This is a genomic window from Speluncibacter jeojiensis (genome assembly GCF_029589495.1).
GTDB classification, from domain to species: domain Bacteria; phylum Actinomycetota; class Actinomycetes; order Mycobacteriales; family Mycobacteriaceae; genus Speluncibacter; species Speluncibacter jeojiensis.
Map to the genome: position 1 here is coordinate 957,582 of NZ_JAAIVF010000001.1, position 26,320 is coordinate 983,901.

23 protein-coding genes, 1 pseudogene and 1 riboswitch are annotated in these 26,320 nt (G+C 70.9%); of the genes and pseudogenes, 12 read left to right on the top strand and 12 right to left on the bottom strand.

Annotated elements, in window-relative coordinates; genetic code table 11:
- Positions 1 to 147 precede the first annotated feature (147 nt).
- Positions 148 to 981, bottom strand: coding sequence for a crotonase/enoyl-CoA hydratase family protein (locus G4X40_RS04090; protein ID WP_277830322.1), 834 nt, complete (start codon positions 979 to 981; stop codon positions 148 to 150).
- Positions 982 to 1,140: 159 nt separating this feature from the next.
- Between G4X40_RS04090 and G4X40_RS04095 the strand changes: the two genes are divergently transcribed.
- Both G4X40_RS04095 and G4X40_RS04100 read left to right on the top strand, forming a co-directional pair.
- Positions 1,141 to 1,614, top strand: a complete 474-nt coding sequence (locus G4X40_RS04095; protein WP_277830323.1) for a YbaK/EbsC family protein — start codon at positions 1,141 to 1,143, stop codon at positions 1,612 to 1,614.
- 49 nt (positions 1,615 to 1,663) lie between these two features.
- The gene (locus tag G4X40_RS04100; protein WP_277830324.1) at positions 1,664 to 2,236 is read left to right on the top strand and encodes a flavin reductase family protein; all 573 of its coding nucleotides are present in this window, start codon (positions 1,664 to 1,666) and stop codon (positions 2,234 to 2,236) included.
- A 22-nt stretch (positions 2,237 to 2,258) separates the two neighbouring features.
- Here the strand turns inward: G4X40_RS04100 and G4X40_RS04105 are convergent, their stop codons facing one another.
- Positions 2,259 to 3,116, bottom strand: coding sequence for a polyphosphate kinase 2 family protein (locus G4X40_RS04105; protein WP_277830325.1), 858 nt, complete (start codon positions 3,114 to 3,116; stop codon positions 2,259 to 2,261).
- A 181-nt stretch (positions 3,117 to 3,297) separates the two neighbouring features.
- On the opposite strand from G4X40_RS04105, the gene G4X40_RS04110 reads away from it, so the two are divergent.
- Together G4X40_RS04110 and G4X40_RS04115 are read left to right on the top strand one after the other, a co-directional pair.
- Positions 3,298 to 4,602 carry a hypothetical protein gene (locus G4X40_RS04110; RefSeq protein ID WP_277830326.1) on the top strand — a complete coding sequence of 435 codons (1,305 nt, stop codon included), beginning with the start codon at positions 3,298 to 3,300 and terminating at the stop codon, positions 4,600 to 4,602.
- 11 nt (positions 4,603 to 4,613) lie between these two features.
- Positions 4,614 to 5,981, top strand: coding sequence for a lipase family protein (locus tag G4X40_RS04115; RefSeq protein ID WP_277830328.1), 1,368 nt, complete (start codon positions 4,614 to 4,616; stop codon positions 5,979 to 5,981).
- A gap of 9 nt (positions 5,982 to 5,990) precedes the next feature.
- Here G4X40_RS04115 and G4X40_RS04120 read toward each other — a convergent pair whose 3' ends face one another.
- The 3 genes and pseudogenes from G4X40_RS04120 to G4X40_RS04130 all read right to left on the bottom strand — a co-directional run.
- Positions 5,991 to 7,304 (bottom strand): lipase family protein, encoded by a 1,314-nt coding sequence (locus G4X40_RS04120; protein ID WP_277830330.1) that lies wholly within the window; start codon positions 7,302 to 7,304, stop codon positions 5,991 to 5,993.
- A gap of 69 nt (positions 7,305 to 7,373) precedes the next feature.
- A complete protein-coding gene (locus G4X40_RS04125; protein WP_277830331.1) occupies positions 7,374 to 8,750 on the bottom strand; it encodes an aminotransferase class V-fold PLP-dependent enzyme in 1,377 nt (458 codons plus the stop codon).
- Between the two features lie 47 nt (positions 8,751 to 8,797).
- Positions 8,798 to 8,911: riboswitch (SAM riboswitch) on the bottom strand.
- A gap of 33 nt (positions 8,912 to 8,944) precedes the next feature.
- Positions 8,945 to 9,232 (bottom strand): annotated as a pseudogene (locus G4X40_RS04130) (MmyB family transcriptional regulator); the annotation flags it as partial.
- Positions 9,233 to 9,300: 68 nt separating this feature from the next.
- Between G4X40_RS04130 and G4X40_RS04135 the strand changes: the two are divergent.
- From G4X40_RS04135 to G4X40_RS04160, 6 genes are all read left to right on the top strand, one after another.
- Positions 9,301 to 9,594, top strand: coding sequence for an aldo/keto reductase (locus G4X40_RS04135; protein ID WP_277830335.1), 294 nt, complete (start codon positions 9,301 to 9,303; stop codon positions 9,592 to 9,594).
- A gap of 475 nt (positions 9,595 to 10,069) precedes the next feature.
- Complete coding sequence (locus G4X40_RS04140; RefSeq protein ID WP_277830337.1) at positions 10,070 to 10,264, top strand: hypothetical protein; 195 nt, start codon at positions 10,070 to 10,072, stop codon at positions 10,262 to 10,264.
- Between the two features lie 157 nt (positions 10,265 to 10,421).
- On the top strand, positions 10,422 to 10,886 hold the full coding sequence (locus G4X40_RS04145; protein WP_277830338.1) for a MarR family winged helix-turn-helix transcriptional regulator: 465 nt from the start codon (positions 10,422 to 10,424) through the stop codon (positions 10,884 to 10,886).
- 69 nt (positions 10,887 to 10,955) lie between these two features.
- Positions 10,956 to 14,840: a Pls/PosA family non-ribosomal peptide synthetase gene (locus G4X40_RS04150; protein WP_277830340.1), complete on the top strand. Its 3,885-nt coding sequence runs from the start codon at positions 10,956 to 10,958 to the stop codon at positions 14,838 to 14,840.
- Positions 14,837 to 16,201: a M1 family metallopeptidase gene (locus tag G4X40_RS04155; RefSeq protein WP_277830341.1), complete on the top strand. Its 1,365-nt coding sequence runs from the start codon at positions 14,837 to 14,839 to the stop codon at positions 16,199 to 16,201. Before G4X40_RS04150 ends, G4X40_RS04155 begins: the two co-directional genes overlap by 4 nt.
- 56 nt (positions 16,202 to 16,257) lie before the next feature.
- Positions 16,258 to 17,496, top strand: coding sequence for a polysaccharide biosynthesis protein (locus G4X40_RS04160; RefSeq protein WP_277831268.1), 1,239 nt, complete (start codon positions 16,258 to 16,260; stop codon positions 17,494 to 17,496).
- 31 nt (positions 17,497 to 17,527) lie between these two features.
- On the opposite strand, the gene G4X40_RS04165 is transcribed toward G4X40_RS04160, so the two are convergent.
- Complete coding sequence (locus G4X40_RS04165) at positions 17,528 to 18,418, bottom strand: glycosyltransferase family 2 protein (protein ID WP_277830342.1); 891 nt, start codon at positions 18,416 to 18,418, stop codon at positions 17,528 to 17,530.
- A 101-nt stretch (positions 18,419 to 18,519) separates the two neighbouring features.
- On the opposite strand from G4X40_RS04165, the gene G4X40_RS04170 reads away from it, so the two are divergent.
- Complete coding sequence (locus G4X40_RS04170) at positions 18,520 to 19,227, top strand: glycosyltransferase family 2 protein (RefSeq protein ID WP_277831269.1); 708 nt, start codon at positions 18,520 to 18,522, stop codon at positions 19,225 to 19,227.
- Between the two features lie 4 nt (positions 19,228 to 19,231).
- A complete protein-coding gene (locus G4X40_RS04175) occupies positions 19,232 to 19,606 on the top strand; it encodes a DUF2304 domain-containing protein (RefSeq protein WP_277830344.1) in 375 nt (124 codons plus the stop codon).
- A 110-nt stretch (positions 19,607 to 19,716) separates the two neighbouring features.
- Here the strand turns inward: G4X40_RS04175 and G4X40_RS04180 are convergent, their stop codons facing one another.
- The 6 genes from G4X40_RS04180 to G4X40_RS04205 form a co-directional block, all read right to left on the bottom strand.
- Positions 19,717 to 20,337, bottom strand: a complete 621-nt coding sequence (locus G4X40_RS04180) for a dTDP-4-dehydrorhamnose 3,5-epimerase family protein (RefSeq protein WP_277830345.1) — start codon at positions 20,335 to 20,337, stop codon at positions 19,717 to 19,719.
- A gap of 7 nt (positions 20,338 to 20,344) precedes the next feature.
- Entirely contained in the window at positions 20,345 to 21,214 is an 870-nt protein-coding gene (gene rfbA, locus G4X40_RS04185; RefSeq protein WP_277830346.1) for a glucose-1-phosphate thymidylyltransferase RfbA, read from the bottom strand.
- Between the two features lie 30 nt (positions 21,215 to 21,244).
- Positions 21,245 to 22,177: an NAD-dependent epimerase/dehydratase family protein gene (locus tag G4X40_RS04190; protein ID WP_277830347.1), complete on the bottom strand. Its 933-nt coding sequence runs from the start codon at positions 22,175 to 22,177 to the stop codon at positions 21,245 to 21,247.
- Between the two features lie 13 nt (positions 22,178 to 22,190).
- A complete protein-coding gene (locus G4X40_RS04195; RefSeq protein WP_277830349.1) occupies positions 22,191 to 24,182 on the bottom strand; it encodes a DUF6541 family protein in 1,992 nt (663 codons plus the stop codon).
- A 124-nt stretch (positions 24,183 to 24,306) separates the two neighbouring features.
- Positions 24,307 to 25,572 carry an MFS transporter gene (locus G4X40_RS04200; protein WP_277830351.1) on the bottom strand — a complete coding sequence of 422 codons (1,266 nt, stop codon included), beginning with the start codon at positions 25,570 to 25,572 and terminating at the stop codon, positions 24,307 to 24,309.
- Positions 25,569 to 26,216, bottom strand: coding sequence for a GntR family transcriptional regulator (locus tag G4X40_RS04205; RefSeq protein ID WP_277830353.1), 648 nt, complete (start codon positions 26,214 to 26,216; stop codon positions 25,569 to 25,571). The genes G4X40_RS04200 and G4X40_RS04205 overlap by 4 nt, the downstream gene beginning before the upstream one ends.
- Between the last annotated feature and the right edge of the window lie 104 nt (positions 26,217 to 26,320).

The window sequence follows — 26,320 nt, forward strand, 5'->3', positions numbered from 1 at the left end:
ACGGGCACGAGGTCGGCGGTCACGACACCGTTGCGCTGGACATTCGATGCGACGACGGGGCGATCATGATTCGGGTCACGTGGACGGTCGACGCCCCGTCGGCCCCTTGAGCGGACCTCCGCGCGAGCCCCCGCTCACCCGTCGCGGTCAGCGGCCCTTGAACTCGGGTTCGCGCTTCTGGAACACCGCCGCCATGGCCTCGCCGAGGTCCTCCGACGGCAGGAAGGCAGCGTTCCACGCCGCGACGTAGCGCAGGGCGTCGGCGACCGCGGCCGCGCGGCTGTGCTCCAGTACCGACTTGACGCCCTGCACGACCAGCGGCGCGTTCGCGGCGATCTCGGCGGCGACCTGATGCGCGGCGGCCAGCACCGCGGCCTGGTCCTCGTACACGTCGCCGACCAGCCCGATCTTCTCGGCGCGGGCGGCGTCGATGTCCTTGCCGGTCAGCGCGAGCTCGCGCAGATGGCCGGCGCCGATGATCCCGGGCAGCCGGGCCAGGCTGCCCATGTCCGCCACGATCGCGACCTTGACCTCGCGGATGCTGAACTTCGCGTCGGCGCTCGCGTACCGGATGTCGGCCGAGGCGATGAGATCCACGCCGCCGCCGATGCACCATCCGGAGATCGCCGCGACCACCGGCTTGCGGCATTCGGCGACCGCGGTGGTCGCACGCTGCATCCGCTTGATCATGTCGTGGAAGTCGGTGCGCGGCGCGGCCTGCGCCTTGTCGGCGAGCACCGGCGCGAGGTCGCCGGCGATACCCGCCAGGTCCAGCCCGTAGGAGAAGTTCTTCCCGGAGCCGGTGAGCACGATCGCCCGCACCTCACGGTCCGCGTCGAGTTCCTCGAAGACCTGCGGGAGCTCGGCCCAGAAGTCCGGTCCCATCGCGTTGCCCTTGCCCGGCCCGATCAGCGTCACCTGGGCGACATGGCCCGTGCGCTCGACCGTGACCGACTTCCAGGCGGTCGGGTTCTCGTTCATGGGTTCCTCCGTCGGGGATCGGTGTTCGGAAACGGTGAGTCGGGACATGCATTCGGAAATCAGTTACCGAACGGTCACCTAAGGCTAGTCGGCGGACCGGACCGCGCACACGGCGCCGAATCCCGGCCCCGATCGACGACGGCGTCCTACGCTGACTTCATGTCCGTGCCACTGCATCCCACCGCGGCACACGTCGCCGACACGCTCATCGCCCGTGGGCATCCCGGCGTGGTCCAGGCCCAGGCCGAGTCCGTGCGCACCGCCGCCCAGGCGGCCGCCGCCCTGCGGGTCGAGGCAGGGGCGATAGTCCGGTCCGTCGTGTTACTGCTCGACGACGACCCGGTACTGATGCTGGTCTCGGGTGCGCACGAGGTCAACGAGGAGGCGACCGGCAAGCGCCTGGAGGGCGTCCTCGCGCCGGCGCCTCCCGAGATGGTCCGGCTGGCGACCGGACAGCCCGAGGACGGCATCGCCCCCGTCGGCCATCCGACCGACCTGCCGACCTACCTGGACGAGTCGCTGGCGGATCACCCGGTGCTGTGGGCGTGCGCGGGCCACCCGCGCACGGTGTTCCGCACGACGTTCCCGGAACTGCTGCGCATCACGGCCGGACTCGCGATCGACATCACCTGAGTGATCATGTGACGCCGGTGGTTTCGCGACCGGTCGTATCATGACCGGTGTGAGTACCGACGACACCGCAGCCGCGGCCTCCGCACCCGGAGTCGATCCGGAGGTGTACCGCCGGGCGCTCGGCGGGCATCCCGCCGGCGTCGTGATCGTCACCCTCGACCCCGGCACCGGACCGGTCGGGTTCACCGCCACCTCGATGGCCTCGATCTCGATGCGCCCGCCGCTGGTGTCGTTCAACATCGCCCACACGTCGTCGAGCTTCGCGGCCGTCCACGCAGCCGACTCGGTGGTCATCCATCTACTCGGCGAGCACCAGCAGTCGCTGGCCCGCCGCTTCTCCGGACCCGCAGCCGAGCGGTTCGCCGACCCGTCCTGCTGGTCCCGGCTGCCGACCGGTGAGCCGATGCTGCACGACACCCCGACCTGGCTGCGCACGACCATCGAGCAACTCGTCCAGGTCGGCGACCACACGCTGGTGATCGCGCGCGTGCACGAGGTCGGCGCGGGTCGCACGAACGTCGCAGCGGAAGACGCAGCCACCGGCGGCGACGTCACGGGCGAGCCGGTCCGGCCGCTGCTCTATCACCGCGGCCGTTACCACCGGCCCGAGCCGCTGGACTGACGCAGGACAGCTTGCCGTCCGATCAGGACCGTTCCAGCCGGAGCCGCTCCGCCTCGACGTCGAAATGCGCGGGCGGCCAAGACAATTCGAGCCCCTCGAGGGCATCGATGAGCAGTTCCGTGACCGCCAGACGCGCATACCATTTGCGGTCGCACGGCACGACGAACCACGGCGCACGCTCGGTGGACGTGCGGTCGAGCACCGCCTGGTAGGCCTGCTCGTAGTCCGGCCACAGCGCCCGCTCGTCGAGATCGCGGCGGTCGTACTTCCAGTACTTGTCCGGCCTCCGCAGGCGCTGCGCGAGGCGACGCTTCTGTTCCTCCTTGGAGACGGCCAGCAGCACCTTGACGACCGTCGTCCCGGTGTCGACGAGGCGGTCCTCGAAGTCGACGATCTCCTGATACCGCGCGCCCCACACGTCGGCCGGCACCAGTTCGTGGACGCGCACCACCAGCACGTCCTCGTAGTGCGACCTGTCGAACACCCCGAGCTGCCCGCCGCGTGGCAGCGCCTTCTCGATCCGCCACAGGTAGTGGTGACGCAGTTCCTCCTCGGTGGGCGACCCGAACGCGGCGTGGTCGACACCCTGCGGATCGACGTGGCCGATCACGTGCCGCACGATGCCGCCCTTGCCGGCGGTGTCCATGCCCTGCAGCACCAGCAGCACCGAGCGGTGGTCCCCGATGCGGCCGTTGGCGTACAGCAGCTCCTGCAGCGCGGACAGCCGCGCTCCGCGCTCCTCCAAGAGCGCGGAGCCGAGTTGTTTGTCGCCGTCGAATCCGGGAGTGGCGCCCGCGTCGACCTCGGCGATCCGCGTCGACGTGGTCACCCGCAGCACCTCGCGCGCGGGCGCGGTCCACCCGTTGATCTCGGTCGCCATGACGCGACTGTGCCACAGCCTCCGGCACCCCGGGCGGGATCGCGCAGGCCTGCGAACCGAGCTGTGAATCGGCGCACTTCCGGTCACACATAGGTAACGAACCGCTACGTGTGACCGAAAGTCAAGAGAACTGTAGACAAACAGACCGGCGGTCGGGGATGTCCGTCGTTGAGGAGCAGACATGCCCGGACACACCGGACACCGCATTTCCCGGCGGACGGCTCTTGCAGGCCTGGGGACCGCCGCCGCCGCCCTGATCCTGGCCCCCGCGGCCGTCGCCGCGCCCGCCGCGGTCACCGATACGGCGGTCACCGACACCGCGGCCACCGATGTGGACCGCTACCTGAACCTTCCGCTGGTGAACCGCGACATGGGCCAGGGGCCCGGCGGCGTCAACCCGGCACTGCCCACCGACCTGCCCACGCTGACCCGGCTGCTCGACCAGGCCCGGCGCGACGGCTACGCGCCGACTTCCTATGCGGCGCTGCTGTTCCAGTACTGGCTGGCGGACACCACGCAGGCCGCGGGCATCGACCTGGCCCGCTGGGACCCGCGGGCGGGCGTGGCGGCCAACCGCGAGAACCTGGTCAAGTCGTACACGTTCTACGAGCAGTTGCAGTTGCACCACCGCGAGCTGCAATGGGCCGGCATGGGCGGACTGGTGGGCGCCGACTTCGGCGGCGGGCTGCTGGACTTCGACCTGGCCACCGGGATCTACAGCCTCCCCGGCATCGCGAACCTCGCCAACCAGATCGTCACCCGGGTCGACGGCGCGCTCGGGCCCGACGGCATCGCCCTGCTGCCCGAAGGTCTGCGGGCGCTGGCCCGCGCCGGGCAGACGATCACCCCGGAGGACCTGCGCTACATCCAGGGCCAGATCCTGGTGATGCAGAAGAACATCTTCGGCGACCTGATGACCATGCACCGCGCCTACGTGAGCAAGGGCCTGCCGGCGCTCGAGGAGATGCAGCGCGCGGGGTTGTTCGGCGACAACATCATGAGCGCATGGCGCGACATCGCGTCCGGGAACGCGGACAGGATCGCGAACGGCAACGCGGTCCTGCTTCAGCGCGAGCAGGGCGTCGCCATCAAGGCCCAGTGGGACCAGACCCGCGCCTACAAGGGCGACGTCGGCGAGGCGATCACCTACCTGAGCACGGTCGCGGGGTCGCCCTCGGTCGCGGGCGTCCTCCCGCCGCGACAGTTCCACTCGGTGCAGATCAGCCGGGTGCTGCCGGACGGGCGCACCGCCACCCTTCACACACCGCTGCCGGACTGGAACTGGTCGGTGTATGACCAGCGTTGGGAGTACATCACCTCGCAGTTGCTGCCAAAGTACAAGGTGATGGTCAACGACCACTGGCCCCAGCTGGCCGCCGAACTGCAGGTGCCCTATGAGCAGCAACTCGAGGGCCACCGGCCGATCAACAACATTCCCGAGATCCTGCAGTCCGCGCTCGCCGCGACGTCGGTGACGTACTCATGAGGAGGAACCTGATGGGCGTGCGGACCAGAGCCCTCACCGCGGCCGCGCTGGTGGTGTTCACCGGCGCGCTGACGCTGGCGACTCCCGCCGCGGCGGCGGACGCGGCGGCTCCCGGCGCACCCGGCGCGGACGTGCCCAACCAGCCCCCGGCCCTCGGCCAGGTGTTCAACGGATTCGTGGTCGGCGCGTTCCAGGACGGGCGGATGGCCACCCGATCGGAGTTCTCTCGCGGACTCGACGCGAACGACCCGTTCTACGCCGAACCGAAGCTGACCGGCGCGGAGAAGCCCGGCACCCTGCTCAAGTGGGAGCGGGTGGACGTGCAGTTCACCGGCTTCCGGCCCGGCAACGTCGACGCGTACAAGCTGATGTACGTCACCACCGGATTGCACGGCGACAAGCAGATCAGCACCGGGATCCTGATGATCCCCCGCGACGGGCGCGACAACGCCGACCGCACGCTGGTCGGCTACCAGATGGCGAACGACGCCGTCGGCGGCTACTGCCACCCGAGCACGATGTGGACCGGCGGCGACCCGGCGGACGGTGCCTCGTGGTCCGCGCTCGGCCCGCTGGCGCTGATGTTCGGCAAGGGCATGGCGGTGATGAGCACCGACATCGGCAACGACGGGTCCCTCGCGCCGCACAGTCCCTTCGCCGGCAAGTTCGCCGGTCACGCCAACCTCGACGGGCTCCGCGCCGCGCTGGCACTGCCACCCGCCGGCCTGAACAAGCACGCCCCGATCGGCGAATTCGGCATCGCCGGCGGCGGTGTGGGCGCGGCCTTCGCCGCCGAGCAGGCCGCCGAGTACGCACCGGAGTTGAACATCAAGGCCACCGTGCTCGAAGGCATGGTCGTCGACGAGCGCAACTTCATGCGGGTCGCGAACGGCTCGGTCGGCTCCGGCTTCGCGTTCGCCACGCTGCTCGGTCTCGAGCCGTCGTATCCGGAGATGAAGCTCGACGAGAAGCTCAGTCCGCTGGGCCGGACGGTTGCGGACTACTACCGCACCCAGTGCCAGACGCCGGCGTACTTCACGCTGCCGTACGTGCCGCTGGGCGCGCTGTTCAAGGGCGGGCAGAATCCGGCGGACATCCCGGACTTCCAGGCAGTGTACGACGACAACCTGCTCGGCACGCGCGCGCCGAAGTCGAAGGTGCTGGTCGCCTCGTGCGCCGCGGATGACTCCCCGATGTCACTGGTGCCCGCCGCGGACTCCCGGAATCTGGTGGCGCAGTACCGGGCCGGAGGAACCGACGTCAGCTACCAGCCGACCGACTGCAGCATGACCCGCATGCTGACCAACCTGTACGGCTGGGGCACCGACCTGTTCGGTATGCAGACCGTCGAGTGGCTGGACGCGAACACCCGCGGCTGACGCCCCGCCCTACACCGCCGCGCAGTTGGACGGCGCCGGAACCTCGTTGAACCGGTCGACCATCCACGCGTTGGCGGCAGGCAGGTTCGTCACCATCGGGATGCCGTGTCCCAGTACGCTGCCGGGCAACAGCGGCGGCAGGTCGATCTGCTGGTACTCGATGGTCGCGCCCTTGGCGCACCACTGCGCGGCCAGCTGCCGAACCTGACCGTTGGGCACGAGGTCGTCGTTGACGTTCGACGCGATCAGCACCGGGGATTGCGGCTTGAGCGTGCCGATCTGCTGTTCCTCTACGATCTTTCGCCAGGTCGGGTCCGCCATCATGATCTGCGAGAGCGACTGTCCGGTCGTCGTCCAGCTGCTGGTGTGCTGCAGCCCGTACTGCATGGTTTCCATGTCGCACTGGGTGGCGGTGGCGGCGACGATCCGCTTGCCCCGGTCGTTGAGGTACTTGTCGACGACCGGTCGCAGTTCGGGATAGGACGCCTCGAATCCGTTGATCGCGTAGCCGATCGCGCCGGCGAACAGGGTGCCGTCCACCCGGTCGAGCATCGCCGGCATGTCGCGGGCCGGCGGCGCCCCGGCGTAGACACCCTCGAGGTCGAGGTCAGGCGCGTAGCCGGGCTGCAGTTCGGCGGCCGACGCGACCGCGCCGCCGCCCTCCGAGTAGCCCCACAGCCCGACCGGACCGTGCGGATCGAGCCCGTTCCCGGGCAGTCGCCGGGCGGCGCGGGCCGCGTCGAGCACCGCGTGCCCGAGCGCCAGCCGGTTCGCGTAGGGATGCGGTCCGGGGGTGCCGAGGCCCGGATAGTCCGTGAACACGACCGCGATGCCGTCGGCGAGCAGCGAGTCCATCGCGGGCAACTCGTACTCGGTCATCAGGTCGAACGGCGGATGGTACTGGACCAGCGAGTTCAGCATCATCGACGGCGCGCACTGCCGGCCTTCGCCCTGCGTCCCCGGCGCCAGCACCACCAGCGGGCGCGGCCCCTTCCCCTTCCACGGCGCCGTCGGCGCGATGTAGGTGCCGCTGACCGCCGTCGGCGCACCGTGCGTGTCCTCGCTGCGGTACAGGACCCGGGTGGCGGCGCCGGGCAGGTCGCCGACCGACACCGCCAGGTGCGACGGCTGGGTCCGGATCAGGTCACCGTTGCGTCCCGGCGGCAGCGGCACCGGCGGGTCGTAGAAGTCGCCCCACGGTCCGGGCGGCGCCGGTTGGGCGGCGGGCGCCGCGACGGGTGCGGCGGCCGCCACCCCCGTCGCCAGCACCATGCTCGCCACGATCGCCGCGATCAGTGCAACGCTGTGCAGTCCCCTGTGCATCGGCTCGTCCCTCTCCCCGTTCGCCGTTTCCGACGACTGTAGGACCCACGGCCGGCACGAGAGTGAATTTCAGTCACGTCCACAGGGCGGGGTGGACGGCGTGCCCGCGGCGGGGTCACCGATCAGGTGCCCGCCGAGGAAGTCCGGCAGCGTGCGGGTCTCCGGCACGGGCGCCCACTGACCCCGCGCGTCCGCGGCGTAGTCCCACACCGGGCCGCAGGTGAGCAGTTGGTCGATCGCGCGGATGAGCCGTTCGACGTCGTCGGCGGTCGACCCCAGACCCAGGCTGGTACGGACCGCACCGTCGGGCAGCCCGAGGCGGTCCAGCAGCGGATGGGCGCAGAACTTGCCGTGCCGCACCCCGATGCCGTGCTCCGCCGACAGATAGGTCGCGACCTCGGCGGGATGGTGGCCGGCGACTGTGAAGGTCGCGATGCCGACGGTGTCGACGCCGCCCTCGGGGTCGCCCCAGATCCGGTGCACCGTGACCCCGGGCAGGTCCTCCAGTCCGGTCACGAGCAGCCGGACGAGCGCCTGCTCATGGCGGTGTGCGCGGTCGCGGTCGAGGCCGGCCAGCGTCACGCACGCCTGCGCCAGCGCCGCTGCTCCGAGGACGTTGGGCGAGCCGGCTTCGTGGCGTGCCGGACCATCGGCCCAGCGGGTTTCGTGCAGGCCCACGCTGCGGACCGCACCGCCGCCGGCCAGATACGGCTCGGCCGCGTCGAGCCAGTCGGCCCGGCCCACCAGCACGCCGGCACCGAAGGGCGCGTAGAGCTTGTGGCCGGACAGCGCCAAGTAGTCGATTCCACACTCGGACAAGTCGATTCGACGGTGCGGGGCGAGCTGTGCGGCATCGACCAGGATGCGGGCGCCGTGGCGGTGCGCGATCTTCGCCAGCCGGGCGATCGGCAGCACCTCGCCGGTGACATTGGACGCGCCGGTCACGGCCAGCAGCGCGGCCGGACGGCGGCCGAGTTCTCGGTCGAGGCACTCGAGGGTCTCGGCCAGCGTGCCGGCCGCCTCGACCACGCGGGCACCGCCTCGGCGCCACGGCAGGAAGTTCGCGTGGTGTTCGACGTCGAGGACGACGGTCTCGCCGGGTACGCAGTGCGCCAACAGGTTCAGCGAGTCGGTGGTGTTCCGGGTGAAGACGACGTGGTCGTCGGTTCGGGCCCCGAGGAAGCCCGCTACCACCCGTCGTGCGGACTCGTAACAGGCCGTCGAGGCCTGCGAGGCGTAGCCGGCGCCGCGGTGCACACTCGCATAGAACGGCAGGGTCCGGCTCAGTTCCTCGACGACCGTGGCCAGCGCCGGAGCGCTGGCGGCGTAGTCGAGGTTGGCGTAGCGCGCAGTTCCGCCGTGGATCAACGGGACCTGCAGGTCGGCTCCGGTCACCTCGGCGATGGGGCAGTTGATCAACGAAACAGGTTGGCACACAGCAGTCATCACGACGTCCTTCGGGTACAGGACTCGCCTTCGACGGAAGAAGTGAGAGTCCGCGCTTGCCGCGCCCGGTCGGGTCGCAGCCAGGTCGTCACCCGGAGCACCCCGCCGCGGTGGAGGGTTGCCGACCAGCTAGCCGGGGCTTGACGCTGGTACTCGTGACCTGTTCGAAGGTTGGCAGGTCGACGCAGTTCCTGTCAAGCGTGATCCCCACCACCCGGGTTCCGCCGCGGTCGCGGCTGCCGCGCGTAGACGGAGATCCGCAAGCCGTCTTCCGGCAGGTACAGGGTCTCGAAGTCGTAGGAAACCGCGCCGTGAGCCGGGTGATCGAAGGACTTCGTGGTGTGACGGCGCGACCCGACCTTCTGCGCGGCCCAGAGTCGACGGAAGGTCGCGTCGGCGGCCTCGAGTTCCGCGACGCGCTCGAGCAGTCGAGCATCCTCAGGGTGCTGAACGTTCATGGAACGCGACTGCGCCACACTGCCAGCAACACTGCGCCAAGACCCCGAGACTTCGCCTTGGAGGAACGAGGCGACCGTGGAGGTTCACTGGGATGAGCATGCGATCGGACTCCGACTCGGTGCTGCGCCGCAGCTATCGCCAGGGCGCCGGGTCCAATCACACCATCGCAGACGGAGTCGGCAAGGTCGCTGAACCCCACGGTGTCTCACGGGCGAAGGTGGCACTTGCATGGGTTCGCTTGCAGGGTGCGGTCACTGCGCCGATCATCGGGGTAACCGAGCCCGGCCACCTCGCCGATGCGCTTGACTCACTGGATCTCGAACTCGACGACGACCTCGAGCTGATCGAATCCCCGTACACCCCACGTTATTCCGAGGGTCACTGACCGAAATCGCACTCGTCACCAAAGCGGTCGCCCCAGACCCGAGGCGACCGCACCTGTATGCCCCGCCGGTTCACCGGCAGGGCACGATGAAGAAAATCGTCGCAAGCGGGGCCGTCACAGACTGCCGAGACTTCCCAGGCTGCCGAGACTTCCCAGGCCCCCAAGCCCTCCGCCCCCGAGACCTCCGCCCCCGAGACCACCTAGCCCGCCGAACAGACGCATGAGCGGTAATTGCCGATACAGGGCACCCATCGTTGCATCACCTACCAATTGACTTGTGCGTGATGGACAACTCCATTGTGGTCCCGCCGACCCGCACCGATCAATGTCGACACCAAATACGATGGGCTGTCCCCATTGTCGATGTTTCCCACTGATGCCACCGGTGAATGCGGCCGCGCGGGCCACTACTCCGAAGTCAACCCGTTCAGCGATTCAGAGGTTTGTGTCGAACCCCGGGCGTACAGTCGCTCACATGTTCGACATCGGCGGGGATGCGGGACACCGCCGCCATCGGACCCGCGCCCAGAACCGCGCCGCCCGCATCCACACCGCACGCCGCCTCGACCGACAACGCATCGACAACGCCACCGCACGACGTGAAGACCACCTACGAATCATGTTCGGACACAGTGGAAACGGCGACGACGACGAACCCTGCCCCTACTGAACGAAGGCGCACCACGGAGATCCAGCAGGTTGTGCGCAACCGATCGGAGCCATCACCTGCCAGGGGCCACGACGCGGATCCCGCGCGATTCGGGCGAAAGCCCATGGTGGGCGACTCCCATCATTTACATTCCCTACTGATTGATAGCCTGGTCGTCGTGACCGCGACCACCGCCCCGTCGACCGAGCTGCTGCGCAGCCCGGCATACGCTCTCGCCCAACTGCACCTCTCGGTGCGAGACCAGATCGAGAGTTCTTTGTCCGCAGAAGGTTTCACGGTCCGAACGCACCAGATCCTCAGTTGCCTCGCCTCGGCGGACGAGCTCTCCCAGAAGCAGGTCGCCGACCTCCTCGGCGTCGACCGCAGCGACATGGTCCGGCACATCGACAAACTCGAGGACCAGGGCCTGGTCACCCGAGCCAAGAACGCCAAGGACCGCCGCAAGCACATCCTCGCGCTGACCAAATCGGGCAAGCGAGCGCTCACCCGCGCCGACGGCCTGGTCACCGGCGCCACCGACGACGCGCTCGCCACGCTGTCGGACAAGAACCGCCGCACCCTGCACCGGCTGACCCTGCAGGCGCTCGGCTTGCCCAAGGAATACGCCGAGCCGGCCCCCTGATGCCGGCCGTCCGAACCCGACCGTCCCCATTCCGACACCACCTCGCACCCGCCCCGACAGGAGTCCGCCGTGCCCACGCGTGCCGCCCAGCTGGTCCCCGACCTGCTCACCCGCGCCGACCACGCCCCGGCGCCCCGAACCCTGGTCGACATCCTCGCCGCCACGGCCGCCGCGCACCCAGAGGCCAACGCCCTGGACGACGGCGAGGTTCAGCTCACGTATGCGGAGCTGCACGCGCGCGTATACGAGGGCGCCCGGTGGCTGGCCGCGCACGGCATCGGCCGCGGCGACCGGGTCGGCGTCCGGATGCCGTCCGGCGACCGACAGCTCTACCTCGCGATCTTGTCGGTGCTCGCGTCCGGCGCCGCTTATGTCCCGATCGACGCCGACGATCCGGACGAGCGCGCGGAACTGGTGTTCGGCGAGGCCAGGGTCTCCGCGGTCATCACCGCCGCCGGGCTGTCTGTCACCGAGGAGGGTCCGGCGCTCGAAGCCACGGCGCCCACCGTCGACGACACGGCCTGGATCATCTTCACCTCCGGATCCACCGGGACACCGAAGGGCGTCGCGGTCAGCCACCGCAACGCCGCCGCGTTCGTCGACGCCGAGGCCCGACTGTTCCTGCAGGACACCCCCATCGGCCCAGGCGACCGGGTGCTCGCCGGGCTGTCGGTGGCGTTCGACGCCTCCTGTGAGGAGATGTGGCTGGCGTGGCGGCACGGCGCCTGCCTGGTGCCCGCGCCGCGGTCGCTGGTGCGTAGCGGAACGGACCTGGGGCCGTGGCTGATCGCGCGCGACGTCACCGTCGTCTCGACAGTCCCCACCCTCGCCGCGCTGTGGCCGCCGGAATCGCTGGAATCGGTGCGGCTGCTGATCTTCGGCGGCGAGGCCTGCCCGCCGGAGCTCGCCGAACGGCTCGCGATCCCCGGCCGTGAGGTCTGGAACACCTACGGCCCGACCGAGGCCACCGTGGTCGCGTGCGCCGCGCGGCTCACCGGTGCCGGTCCGGTGCGCATCGGCTTGCCGCTCGACGGCTGGGACCTGGCAGTCGTCGACTCCGCGGACAATCCGGTCGCCGAGGGTGAGGTCGGCGAGCTCATCATCGGCGGCGTGGGCCTGGCCCGCTATCTGGATCCGGCCAAGGACGCGGAAAAGTACGCCCCGCTGGCCTCGCTCGGCTGGGACCGCGCCTACCGCAGCGGCGACCTGGTCCGGCTCGACACGGCGGGCCTGATCTTCCAGGGCCGCGCCGACGACCAGGTCAAGATCGGCGGGCGTCGCATCGAGCTCGGCGAGGTCGACGCGGCGCTCCAGGCCCTCCCGGGCGTGAGTGCGGCCGCCGCCGCGGTCCGGCACACCGCGACCGGCACCGCGCTGCTCATCGGATATCTCGTCGCGCCCGCGGACTTCGACCGGGCGCGGGCCCGCGAACTGCTGACCGAGCAGCTGCCGGCCGCGCTCGTGCCCCGCCTCGCCGTGCTCGACCGGTTACCGACCCGCACATCCGGCAAGGTCGACCGCGCCGCCCTCCCGTGGCCGCTGCCCGGCGCCGATCCGGACGCGGTGCGCGCCCCACTCGACGGCACCGCCGGCTGGCTGGCCGGGCTGTGGACGCAGGTCCTCGGGGCGCAGGTCACCGGCCCCGACGACGACTTCTTCACCCTCGGCGGCGGCTCGCTCGCGGCCGCGCAACTGGTGAGCATGGTGCGCGAGCGGCACCCGGAGATCACCGTCGCCCAGCTCTACGACCACCCCCGTCTCGGCTCGCTGGCGGGGTTCCTCGACGACCTCACCCCCGCGGCGGCCGTCGAGACCCGGCGCGTGCAACCCATCCCGCGCCGCGCGCAGTTCGCCCAGATCGCCGCCACGGTCCCGCTGACCACGCTCACCGGGCTGCAGTGGGTGACCTGGCTGGCGATCGCGAACAACGTGCTCGCCTGGGCCGCGGACGTCCGCTGGGCGCCGACCCTGTCCTGGTGGTGGGTGTTGGCGATGTTCGTCGTGTTCATCACCCCGCTGGGCCGGATGGCACTGTCCGCCGGCGGCGCGCGTCTGCTGCTGCGCGGCGTCGCGCCCGGCACCCACCCGCGCGGCGGCAGCGTCCACCTGCGCATCTGGATCGCCGAACGGCTCGCCGAGGCGAGCGGTGCGGCAAACCTGGCCGGGGCCACCTGGATGGTCTACTACGCCCGGGTGCTGGGCGCCGACATCGGCCGCCACGTCGACCTGCACACCCTGCCCCCGGTGACCGGCATGCTCGAACTCGGCGACGGCGCCGCCGTCGAACCGGAGACCGACCTGTCCGGCTACTGGGTCGACGGTGACGTCATCCACGTCGGCCGCATCGCCGTCGGCGCCGACGCCACGGTCGGCGCCCGCTCCACGCTGCTGCCCGGCGCGACGATCGGCGCCGGTGCCGAGATCGCCCCCGGGTCCGCGGTGTTCGGCAAGGTCAAGGCCGGGCAGCGCTGGGCCGGGTCGCCGGCGGTCAAGGTGGGCAAGGCCAAACACCCGTGGCCCGACCACCGTCCGCCGCGCGCGTCCCGCTGGGTCCCGGTGTACGGGCTGACCTCGGTCGTGCTCTCGGGGCTTCCGCTGGCCTCCATCGGGTGCGCTCTGGCACTGCTGGGCTGGCGGATCCGCGACGCCGACACGCTCGGGAAGGCCGCACTGCGGGCGCTGCCGATGCTGCCGGTCGCCACCGCGGTCGCGCTGCTGGTGTTCGCCGTCGTCACCGTCGCCGCGGTGCGGCTGCTCGGACTGGGCCTGCGACCTGGATACCACCCGGTGCGCAGCCGGGTCGGGTGGCAGGTGTGGGCGACCGAGCGGCTGATGGACTCTGCGCGCACCTTCCTGTTCCCGCTGTACGCGAGCCTGCTCACGCCGCTCTGGCTGCGGCTGCTCGGGGCCCGGATCGGCCGCGGCGTCGAGGCGTCGACGGTACTGATGCTGCCCCGGCTCACCACCGTCGCCGACGGCGCCTTCCTGGCCGACGACACCATGATCGGCTCCTACGAGCTCGGCGGCGGCTGGCTGCGGATCGAGCGCGCCAAGGTCGGCAAGCGCGCCTTCCTGGGCAACTCCGGGATGACCGGGCCGGGCCGGACGGTCCCCAAGAACGGCCTGGTCGCGGTGCTCTCGGCGACCCCGGACAAGAAGGGCAAGTCGGGCTCGTCCTGGCTGGGCAGCCCGCCGGTGCGACTGCGCCGGTCGGCGGCGGTCACCGACGCCGCCCGCACCTTCGCGCCGCCTACCCGGCTCAAGGTGGCCCGCGGCGTCATCGAGACCTGCCGGCTGATCCCGGTGATCGTCACCTTCGGCATCGGGCTCGGCGTCCTGTTCGGGCTGCAGGCGCTCGCCGGGCGATTCGGTTTCCTCGCCGCAGCCCTGCTGAGCGGCCTCGTGCTGCTGGTCGCCGGGGCCGTCGCCGGCGCGGTGTCGGCGGCCGCGAAGTGGCTGACGGTGGGCCGGATCCAGGTCTGCGAGCATCCGCTGTGGAGCTCGTTCGTCTGGCGCAACGAGGTCTCCGACGCGTTCGTCGAGACCGTCGCCGCGCCCTGGTTCGCCCGGGCCGCCACCGGCACCGTGGTGCTGAACGTGTGGCTGCGGGCGATGGGCGCGCGGATCGGCCGCGGCGTCTGGTGCGAGACCTACTGGCTGCCCGAGGCCGACCTGGTCGCCCTGGGCGACGGCGCCACGGTCAGCCGTGGCTGTGTTGTACAGACCCACCTGTTCCATGATCGGATCATGAGCATGGACACCGTCACGCTCGGGCCCGGCGCGACCCTGGGCCCGCACTGTGTGGCGCTGCCCGCGTCCGCGATCGGCGCCGGCGCGACCGTCGGGCCCGCCTCGCTGGTCATGCGGGGCGACTCGGTTCCGGATTCGTCACGCTGGCAAGGCAATCCGATCGTTCCCGAGGCCAGATCCGGGACCACGGGAGGGCCGCGATGAGCAAGCCCGCCAAGCACACCGGCGTAACGTCGGGCGAGCCGATCGACAGCTATCTCCCGTCGGCCGGCAACCGCGGCTACCGCGTCTCCCGGTACGAACTCGACCTGGAGTACAACGTGGCGAGCAATCGGCTCGCCGGGCGCGCCACCGTCACCGCGACCACCGTCGAACCGCTGGCCCGGCTGTCCTTCGACCTGTCCCCCGCACTGACGGTCGCGAAGGTGACAGTCAACGGGGCGCGTGCCCCCAAGTTCGCCCATCGCGGCGGCAAGCTGACGATCACGATGCCCAAACCGGTACCGACCGGCACCGCACTGGTGGTGACGGTCCGCTATGCGGGCGCACCCGTCCCGGTCCACGGCCCGTGGGGCGAGGTCGGCTGGGAAGAACTGGCCGAGGGGGTGCTGGTAGCGAGCCAGCCCAACGGGGCGTCCTCCTGGTTCCCGTGCGACGACCATCCGAGCTCCAAGGCCAGCTATCGCATCGAACTGACCTGTGATTCACCGTATTTTGCGGTGGCCAACGGGATCCTGACCGGCCGCCGGGTGCGGGCGGCGCAGACCACCTGGACCTACGAGCAGTCCGAACCGATGGCCGCATACCTGGCGACGATCCAGATCGGCGAATACGAGCGGGTCGCGGTGCCCGACAGCAGGGTGCCCGGGAGTGTCGGTCCCGGGGCCGGGGTGCCGATGTCCGCGGTGCTGCCGCCGCGGCTGCGCAAGCACTTCGACCGCGACTTCGCGCGGCAGCCGCAGATGATGGAGGTCTTCACCGACCTGTTCGGCCCGTACCCCTTCCCGGCGTACACGGTGGTCGTCACCGCGGACGAGTTGGAGATCCCGATCGAGGCGCAGGGCATCTCGGTATTCGGCGCCAACCACTGCGACGGTCACGGCCGCGAGGAGCGCCTGGTCGCACACGAGCTCGCGCACCAGTGGTTCGGCAACAGCCTGACCCTGCGGCGCTGGCGCGACATCTGGCTGCACGAGGGCTTCGCCTGCTACGCCGAGTGGCTGTGGTCCGAACGCTCCGGCGGACCGGCCACGCACCAGCTCGCCGCGGCCGCGCATGCCGGCCTGGCGAGGCTGCCCCAAGATCTGCTGCCCGCCGATCCGGGGCCCGAGCTGATGTTCGACGACCGCCTCTACAAACGCGGTGCGCTGGTGCTGCACGCGCTGCGCCAGGGTATCGGTGACCGCCCGTTCTTCGACCTGCTGCGAGAATGGACGCGCAAATTCCGGCACGCCACCGTCACCACCGAGGACTTCACCGACCTTGCCGCCCATTACGCGCACCAGCCGCTGCACCCGCTGTGGGACGCATGGCTGCTGAGCCCCGCCCTGCCGCCGCTGCCGTGAGCCCCGAGGGTCAACCCACCGGCACCGCCGGCGCGCCCGCGACGACCCGACGAGGCATGGCCAAGGTCGGCGTCGCCACGGCCGTCGCGGCGGTGTCCGGCTACCTGGTGCTGTTCCTCGCGGCACGGGTGCTCGGGCCCGCCGACTACGCCGTGTTCGCGGTGTTCTGGGCGGCCTTCGGCCTGGTCTCCGGCGCCGTCAACGGGCTGATGCAGGAGACCACCCGCGCGGTGCGCGCCGGACTCGAACAGCCTGCAACTGCCACCGGCACCGAGATCCGGCGCGCCCGGCCGATCCGCACCGGCGCGGTCATCGGCGTCGCACTGGCGGTGGCCGTGCTGGTCACCGCGCCGCTGTGGGCCACCACGGTGTTCAGCACCGACCGGCTGCTGTCGGTGTTGCTGCTCGCGGTCGGCATCGCCGGGTTCAGCGCACAGGCCACCTTGTCCGGAGCGCTCTCGGGCGCCGGGGCGTGGTCGCAGTTCTCCGCGTTGACGATTCTCGACGCGTGCCTGCGACTGGTGGTCGCGCTGGCGTGCGCGGTGCTCGGACTGCGGGTCGGCGGGTTCCTGGTCGCGACCGTCGCCGGCGTGGTCGCCTGGCTGATCGTGACCGCCGCGTCACCGCGGTCCCGGCAGGCACTGGCGCTGACCGCGGACGTCGGTGTCGGCGTCTTCCGGCGCCGGGTGCTGCAGTCGATGGCCGCCGCCACCGCGAGCGCCGCACTGGTCATGGGATTCCCGGTGATCCTCAAGGCCACCACGTCGGGCGCGCTGACCAGCGAGGCCGGCGCGATCATCCTCGCGGTCACGCTGACCCGGGCCCCGCTGCTGGTGCCGCTGAACACCTTTCAGGGCGCATTGATCTCACACCTGGTGACCTTGCGACGCACCCCGCTGCGGGCCCTGCGTATGCCGGTCGGGGTGCTCGCCGCGGTCGCGGTGATCGGCGCGGCGCTGGCCGCCGGGATCGGCCCGTGGCTGCTGCGGATCGCGTTCGGCGCCGACTACCGGGTGGGTCCGGCGGTGCTCGCCGCGCTGACCGTCGGCGCCTGCATGATCGGGTTGCTCACCGTCACCGGTTGCGCGGCGCTGGCCGCCGAGCAGCACCGTGCCTACGCACTCGGCTGGTGGGCGGCGACGATCGCGTCGGTGCTGCTGCTCCTGTTGCCCGTCGGCCTGGACCTGCGGGTCTCGCTGTCGCTGGTGGCCGGACCGGTGGTCGGCGCGGTGATCCACGTGGCCGCGCTGGTGACGAACGCGCGCGCCTTCTCGCCCCCCGGACCGAACGGATAGGTCCCAGCCAGGGAGGACGGCGCCGGGCCGGTCAGCGCAGGGTGTGCGTGAGCAGCGTCGCGCCGGCGGACCGGTCGCGTTCGCGCAGTGCGGCGGGCACCATCGCCAGCGCGTTCAACCGCGAGGTCAGGTGGGCCCGCGCCGCCCTGGCCGCGCGCGGCCAACCGCGGTCGCGGTTGGCCGCCGCCTCCCCCGCGAAGAACGCCCGCTCCTCCTCGAACCGGCGGCCGTCGACCGCACGCACCGAGGACACCGACGCCGAGTGCCGCCGGTATCGGAACGAGACGGCCGGGTCGAGCACCATCTGCCCGCCGGCCGCGATCAGGTCGAGCAGCAGCGCCAGGTCCAGCACCACCTCCAGGCACTGCCGGAACCCGATCGCGGTCGCGGCCTCGGTGTCGAAGGCCAGCGACGGGAAGTAGGTCCAGTTGCCGCGCAGCAGGCTCGCGGCGAGCGCCTCCCCGCCCAGCACCACGCGGGCGGCCGCGGGATCGGTGCGCGGCGCCAGCCACGACTTGACCCGGTCGCCGAGCGGACGCACGACCGCGCCGTGCTCGTCGATGACCTCGACACCGGTCTCGACCACCGCGGCACCGGGGTGCGCCGCGAAGGCCGCCGCGACCACCTCGAGATGGTTCGGCAGCATCACGTCGTCGGAGCCGAGCATCACGAACGCGGGCGCCTGCACCAGTTCCAGGCAGCGACGGAAGTTCCCGTTGACCCCGAGGTTGGTCTCGTTACGCAGGTAGTGGATGCGCGGGTCGGACAGCTGCGCGAACCACCGCGCAGGCTCCGGGTCCGGATACCGGTCGTCGACGACCACCAGGCGCCAGTCCTCGTGCCGTTGGGCCTGCACGCTGCGCACCGCCTGCTGCAACAGGGCGACGTCGCCGTAGTACGGCAGCATCACGTCGATCACCACGACTCGCTGTCTCCTTTCCGGTTGCGCGCTCAGGTTACCTTCAGGTTTCCGTTACGCTCGGCAGGTCCACAACTCGTCGAGCACGCCCCGAGGTGACCGAAGTGCAGACCGCCGGCCCGTCGGCCAACACCGATGTCTGGCTGGTGGTCCCGGTCTACAACGAGGGCCAGGTGATCCGCTCGGTCGTCACCCAGGCGCGTCGCGTGTTCCCCAACGTCGTGTGCGTCGACGACGGCAGCAAGGACGACTCGGCCGAGGAGATCCGCGCGGCGGGCGCGCATCTGGTGCGCCACCCCGTGAACCTCGGGCAGGGCGCGGCGATCCAGACGGGTGTCGAGTACGCCCGCGCCCAGCCCGGTGCCCGCTTCTTCGTGACCTTCGACGCCGACGGTCAGCACCGCGTCGAGGACGTGCAGGCGATGGTCGGGCGGATCCGCACCGAACCGGTGGACATGATCGTCGGCACCCGTTTCGCCGGCCAGGCCGCCACCGAGGTCCCGCTGCTCAAGCGGATCGTGCTGCGCACCGTGGTGATGCTCAGCCCGCGCACACGGCGGCTGGGGCTCAGCGACGCGCACAACGGCCTGCGCGTGTTCGACCGCCGGGTCGCCGACGAGCTGGACCTGACCATGAACGGGATGAGCCACGCCTCGGAGTTCATCCGTCTGGTCGACCGGCACCGGTGGCGGATCGCCGAGCAACCGGTGACGATCATCTACAGCGAGTATTCGATGGCCAAGGGGCAGTCGCTGATCAACGGCGTCAACATCCTCTTCGACGGCCTGGTCCAGGGACGGTTGCGGAGGTAGCGCCATGGTGATCCAGATCGTGCTCATCGTGGCGGTACTCGCGCTGCTGATGTACCTGCTGCGCACGCGCGGCACCGCCAAGGCGTCGGCCGGCGTCAAGCTGTTCTTCGTCGCGTTCGTGGTGTTCGCCGTCTACACCGTGCTGCGCCCGGAGGACCTGACCACGCTGGCCCACTGGCTCGGCGTCGGACGCGGCACCGACCTGATGCTCTACGCGCTGGTGGTGGCGTTCGCCTTCGCCACCATCGGCACCTACCTGCGGTTCCGCGACGTCGAACTGCGCTACGCCCGGCTGGCCCGGGCGATCGCCCTGCAGAACGCGGAGCGTCCGGGCGCCGACACCGCCACGACCGGCCCGGACACCAGCGCCCAGCGCTGACCGCGGACGCCGGGCACCTCACTCAGCGCCGGTGCACCTCACATCCCGCCGGGGTCGTGTGAGGTGCACGCGGGATGTGCGAGGTCCGGCCGGACCCGGGGATGGCCCGCTCAGCCCTGGCGCAGCCCCTCGACCCACGCCTGCGTCGCCGCGTAGTCCGGCAACGCACCGGCCTCACGCGCCTGCGCCAGCGTCGGCGCCGCGATGTCCTTGTCCGACAACAACAGTTCCAGCTCTCCCCCGTCGCGACCGCGGCTCGGCCAGTCGATGCCGACCTCCGCGTCGAGCGGATGGATGCCGTGTTCGCGTTCGGGCGCATAGCCGGTCGAGCACAGGTACACCACGGTCGAGTCGTCCTCGAGCGACAGGAACGCGTGCCCGAGCCCCTCGCCGAGGTAGATGGCCCGACGGTCTGCGTCGTCGAGCAACACGCTGTCCCAGTGCCCGAAGGTGGGCGAGCCGACCCGGATGTCGACCACCACGTCCAGCACGGCGCCCCGGACGCAGGTCACGTACTTCGCCTGTCCCGGAGGCACATCCGCATAGTGGATGCCGCGCAGCACGCCGGCCGCCGACACCGAGCAGTTCGCCTGCTGCAGGTTCAGAGGGTGCCCGACCGCCTGCACGAAGGACGGGTCCCTGAACCACTCGAGGAATACCCCGCGCGGGTCGCCGAACTGCCGCGGGGTGATCTCCCACGCCCCGGGAACCTGCAACTGCCGAAACTCCACCGCTACCTCACTTGCCCCGCGCCAACAGATCCAACAGGTATGCGCCGTAACCGGATTTCATCAGCGGCTCGGCGCGGCGGCGCAACTGCTCGTCGCTGATGAATCCCCGTCGCCACGCGACCTCCTCGGGCACACCGATCTTGAGCCCCTGGCGCTGCTCGATGGTGCGCACGTAGTTGGCGGCGTCGAGCAGCGAGTCGAAGGTGCCGGTGTCCAGCCACGCGGTGCCCCGCGGCAGCACCTCGACCTGCAGGCGGCCGGCGTCCAGGTAGGCGCGGTTGACGTCGGTGATCTCGTACTCGCCGCGGTCGGACGGTTTGAGGTCGCGGGCGATCTCGACGACGTCGTTGTCGTAGAAGTAGAGCCCCGGCACCGCATAGTTCGACTTGGGCCGAGTCGGCTTCTCCTCCAACGAGATCGCCCGGCCGTCGTCGTCGAACTCGATGACGCCGTACGCACACGGGTCGGAGACCCAGTAGGCGAACACCGCCCCGCCGTCGATCTCGTGGAAACGGGTCAGCGTGGTACCCAGACCGGGTCCGTAGAAGATGTTGTCGCCGAGGACCAGCGCGACCGAATCCGAGCCGATGTGCTCGGCGCCGAGCACGAACGCCTGGGCCAGACCGTTCGGCTCGGCCTGCACGGCATAGGTCAGGTTGATCCCGAATTGCGAACCGTCGCCCAGCAATCGGCGGAACTGGCTCGCATCGTGCTCGGTGGTGATGACGAGGATGTCGGTGATGCCCGCGAGGATCAGCGTCGAGAGCGGGTAGTAGATCATCGGCTTGTCGTACACCGGGACCAGCTGTTTGCTGGGGCCGAGCGTGATCGGGTGCAGGCGTGAGCCGGCGCCTCCGGCCAGGATGATGCCGCGCATCCGGCGCGCTCCTTTCGTCGACCGAGCCGTTCAGTCCCGGAAGTATGCCACCGTGCGGCGGATTCCCTCGGTCAGGTCCACGGTCGGCTTCCAGCCCAGCACCTGCCCGGCGAGCGTCGGGTCCAGGACCGATCGGCGCACGTCGCCGAGGCGGGCGGGCAGCGCGGTCGGGGCGTCGTCCGCGCCCGCCGCGGCCGCGACCGACGAATGCAGCGCGCGGTCGGTGGTCTCGACCCCGGTGCCGATGTTGAAGCGCTGCCCGCTGCCGACCTCGCCGGAGGCGGCGACCAGCGCACCCACGACGTCCTCGACGTACACGTAGTCGCGGGTGTTGCCGCCGTCGCCGAAGATCCGTGTCGGCTCGCCCTTCAGTAGGGACTCGGAGAAGATCGCGACGACCCCGGCCTCCCCGTGCGGGTCCTGGCGGGGGCCGTACACGTTGGCGGGGGCGATGTGGGTGCAGTCCAGCCCGTGCAACCGACGGAACGTGTCGAGGTAGATCTCGCCGCCGATCTTGCCCGCGGCGTACGGGGACAGCGGCTGCAGTGGCGCGTCCTCGGCGACGGGGAACCGCTCGGGGGAGCCGTAGATCGAGCCGCCCGACGACATGAACACGACCTTGCGGACGCCGGCCTTACGGGCCGCCTCCGCCAGTCGCACCGTGCCGACCACGTTCACCGCCGCATCGGCGGCCGGGTCCTGCACACTGCTGCGCACGTCGATCTGGGCCGCCAGGTGGAACACCACCTCGGGCCGATTCTCCGCGAGCAGCGCGTCGAGATCCGCGGTGGTGACATCGGCGCGCACGAAGGCGAACCCGTCACGGCGCCCGGCCTCCGCGAGATTGGCCATCCGGCCACGACTCAGATCGTCGAGCGCGAGGACCTCGTGCCCCTCGCCGAGCAACCGGTCGACCAGCGTCGAACCGATGAATCCCGCACCGCCGGTCACCAATGTCCGCATGCTCCCCCATCTTTCACCTCGAATGCGCCCCGCCGGTCCCGATCCCGGACTTGACCTCGTAAATCCTGGCATTTCCGTCGTCGTAAATCTTGGTGAGTCCCGGAGCGGCCTCCAGGTTCGTCAGCGCCGGTGGCGTCGTCTGGTAACGCCAGTAGCTCGGCGGACTGACGATCACGTACCGCACGTTCAGGTCACGCAGCGCCGCGTCGACCTCGGGGTCGTAGCCGGCGCGGTCCAGCCCCGACCACAACGTCAGCGTGTCCGGGCCGGCCTCGGGCCACACGTAGTGGTTGAACACCGGGTGCAGGCCGTTGAGCGCCCGCATCCAGCCGGTCCCCTGATCCGGCTCGTTGAAGATCAGCGTGTCCCGCGCCCCCGGTTGCGCGGCGAGGAAGTCGAACGCGGCGAGGTTGCGCTCGGTCAGCAGCCGGCCCGTCCGGTCGTCGGCGCTGGCCCTGCCGAGCTCGTCGGCGAAGGTCGACGCGTGCCAGCCCATCACCGCCAGCGCCCCGAGGTACCCGGCGCCGAGCAGGGTCGCGGCGAGCGGCCGCGGGCACGGCGTCCACCGCACCACGGCGCTGCGCAGCCCCCACATCGCCAACGCCAGACCCGTCCCGGCCAGGGCGGCGACCACCATCGACGTGATGTAGGTGATCCGGTGCGGGTCGTTGTAGAACGAGCTGGTCAGCGTGAACAACACGTTCGACCACGGCGCCGGGAATCCCATCAGCGCATTCGTCGTCGCGACGACGAGCGCCACCCACAGCGGCAGCCACCACCAGCTGCGGATCGCCAGCAGCACGACCGCACCGAGCACCGCGAGGCCCAGCAGCACCATCCGGACCCCGAAACCGCCGGAGAGCTTGTTCTGCAGGCCCAGCGCCATCCCCCACGAGGCGGCCCGCTCGGTGGTCTCGAAGGCCTTGAACCCGCTGATGGTGGCCGACTGCGACAGCACCCCGCCGATCTGCGGCAGCAACACCACCCCGGCGGTCACGCCGACCGCGACCAGCGCGGCGAGGTCGCGCGGGCGGGTCCGGCGCGGACGCCACAGCCCGCAGCACAGCCACCACACCGCGGTGACCCCGACCGCGACCAGCGCCCCGGAGGGGTGCACGGCGGCCAGCCCGACCAGCGCGATCGCGGCCACCGGGATCCGGACGGGGTCGCCCGCACAGGAGATGACCAGCGCGGCCACCGTGAACGCCATCGCACCGCTGACCGCGTTGGGCAGCGCGTTGACCTGGATCTCGACGTATGGCAGTGCCGGGAACAGCGCGGCCACCGCCCCGGCCGCACCGGCCGCGAGCGCGGCGGGGGCCGGCGAGAGCCGGTCGCGGACCAGCCGCCATGCCAGCGAGCCGACCGCGACGGGCACGGTGATCGCGAGGCTCACGATCGACCACACATTGAAGGTCACCAGCACCGAGTGGTCGAAGGGCACCAGCAGCGCACCCAGCGCGTGCCAGGCGTTCGGGTAATAGAGCTGCGCGTGCGTTTCGACGTTGCGCAGCACACCGAGCTGCAGCGGCGAGGCCTTGCCGGTCTCGGCGATGAACGCGATGACGTTGGCGTGCCACTGCGCGTCCCACCCGTTGGGGATGCTGCGCAGGCCGCCGGGCGCCTTCCGTAGCGCGCGGAGGCAGACGTACCCGATGATCCCGGCGCCGACCGCGACGCCGGTGACCGCGCCGAGGACCGCCGCCCAGGGGGGCCGCCGCGAGCTCGGCGGCCGGGAGTCCGGGACAGGGCGCCGGCGCCTGACCAATCGGCTGTAGACCCAGGCCAGCAGGAAGAACACGACGAACGCCACGAGCGCCGACCGCCGGTTCCAGCGGATCCCCGCCGCTCCCAGCACATAGGTGGTGATGCCGACCATGCCGAAGGTGATCGGCACCGAGAACACCGCCGCCACGTGGGCGGGAAGCCGCGACCGCCAGCCGACCAGGAGTCCCGGCAGCACCGTCAGCGCGATCGCGGTGGTCGCCAGCCCAAAGGTGTGCACAGGCGACCGAATCCTTTCCCCACCGGATCCGCTCCCGACCCGGTTTCCTTCCCTGGAGTTCCGGTCTCATTCAACCAGTGGCGCGCGACGGGGTCCGACAGGCGCGCGGTCACGCCTGCGCCCGCTACCCGACCGAGTCCTCCACGACGGCCGGCCCCTGCGGCTCGGGGAGATGCGCCGCCCACTTCCAGGCGACCAGCGCGAGGCTGGCCACGGCGACGATCACGCCGAATCCGAACATTGCCGGGTAGCTGACCCAGCCCGACAGCACCGCCATCACCGCGGGCGCCCCGAAGCCGAGGTAGCTCAGCGAATAGAACACGGCGGTCAGCCCGGCCAGATCGTCCGGTCCGGCAATGCGCTGGATCTCCTGCAGACCCGACACCAACGCCATGCCGTAGCCGGCGCCGAGCACCGCCGCCGCGGCGACGGCCAGCGGGATGGTCAGTTCTCGCGCCGCGACCGCCCCGATCGCGCAGCCGACGGCGAGGATGCCCAGCGCGACCGCGACGGCACGCGCGCTGCGCGGGGTGTCGATGCGGCGGCCGAGCGCCTGGATCCCGAACCCGCAGCCGAGCGCGATCAGGCACAGCAGCGCCGAGAACGCGATCGGGTGGGCCCCCGCGCGGTCGACCATGATGTTGGGCAGCACCGCGTAGGCGGCTCCGGCCGCGCCGAACACCCACGGCGCCACCGGGATCACCACGTACCAGAACCGGCGGTGCGCGGCGGCGGGGATGCGCAGGTCCTGCAGCAGCGGACCGCGGGCGCCGACGGCCCGGGTCTCCGGGGTGCGCAGCAGCGCCACCGCGACCGGCACACTGAGCACCACGTGCACCAGGTACGGGAGGGTGCCCGGCCACGGTCCCCATTCGGCCAGCAGCCCGGCGACGACCGCACCGATCGCGAACCCTGCGGTCATGCTCATCGCGGCGCGGCGGGCTCCGGTACCGGGGGCGGCATCGGGATCCCAGGGCGCGCCGGACAGTTCCTTCATCCAGCTGCTGCCGACGGCCATCATGAGCCCCAGGGCCAGGCCGCTGAGCACACGGCCGACGAACAGAACCGGCTCGTGCGCCGCGCCGACCGACAGCACCAGCGAGCCGACGATCCCGATGACCGGGGCCGGCAGCATCAGCGGACGCCGGCCGAACCGATCCGACAGCGGGCCGCCTAGCAGCATCGCCGGGATGATCCCGAGCACGTAGGCGAACAGCAGCACGTCGACGGTGGTCGTGGACAGCCCCTCGTGCATCCGATACATCGACAGCAGCGGGGTGAACTGGTTTCCGCCCCAGGCGATGACGAACATCGCGGCGGCCAGGATCCACCACGGTCGCGTACGGCCGGGGGTGCGGGCGTCGAGCTGACGGTCGAGCGTGGCGGTCATGCGCGGCCTCCGGTCAATCCGTGCACCACGCGCATGTGCTCGCCGACCTTGTGGCCGAACCCGGCGGGGTCGCCGGCCTCGACGAGGTCGGCCAGCGCGGCGTGGTCGGCGATGATGGCCTCGACCTGTGCGGGGTTGCGGGCGATCGAACGCGCGGTCATCCGGCGCTGACGGTCGCGCAGCGCGTCGTAGAAGTCGAGCAGCAGCGGGTTGCCGGCCGCCTCCACGATCAGCCGGTGGAACTCGGCGTCGGCGGCGGAGAACTCGGCCAGGTCGCCGCCGGCATGGATACGGCGCTGTCGTTCCAGGTTGTCCCGCAGCGTCGGGACGAGTGCCTCGCACACCGCAGCGTTCCCGGCTACCGTGGCCGCTGCGTGCACCTCGAGTAGTTGCCGCGCCTCGACGACATGCGCGGCTTCGCCGTCGGCGACCGGCACGATCAACGCGCCGCGCTTGGGATACAGCCGCATCCACCCCTCGGCCTCCAGGCGCAGGAACGCCTCACGCACCGGGGTGCGGGACAGACCGAGTTGTCCGGCGACCTCACCCTCACTGATCAGCTCACCGCCGGGCAGCACGCCGGTGAGGATCTGCTCCTTGACCGTGCGATACACCTGCTCCGCGGCCGAATACGTCTTAGACACAAGTTGTATTTATACGCCGCGAACGGCCGGTTCGACCAGACGAACAGCGCGCACAGTGGCGAGCGTCACCGACAGCCGGCGCCCCTTGCCGGGTCGTGTGTCGA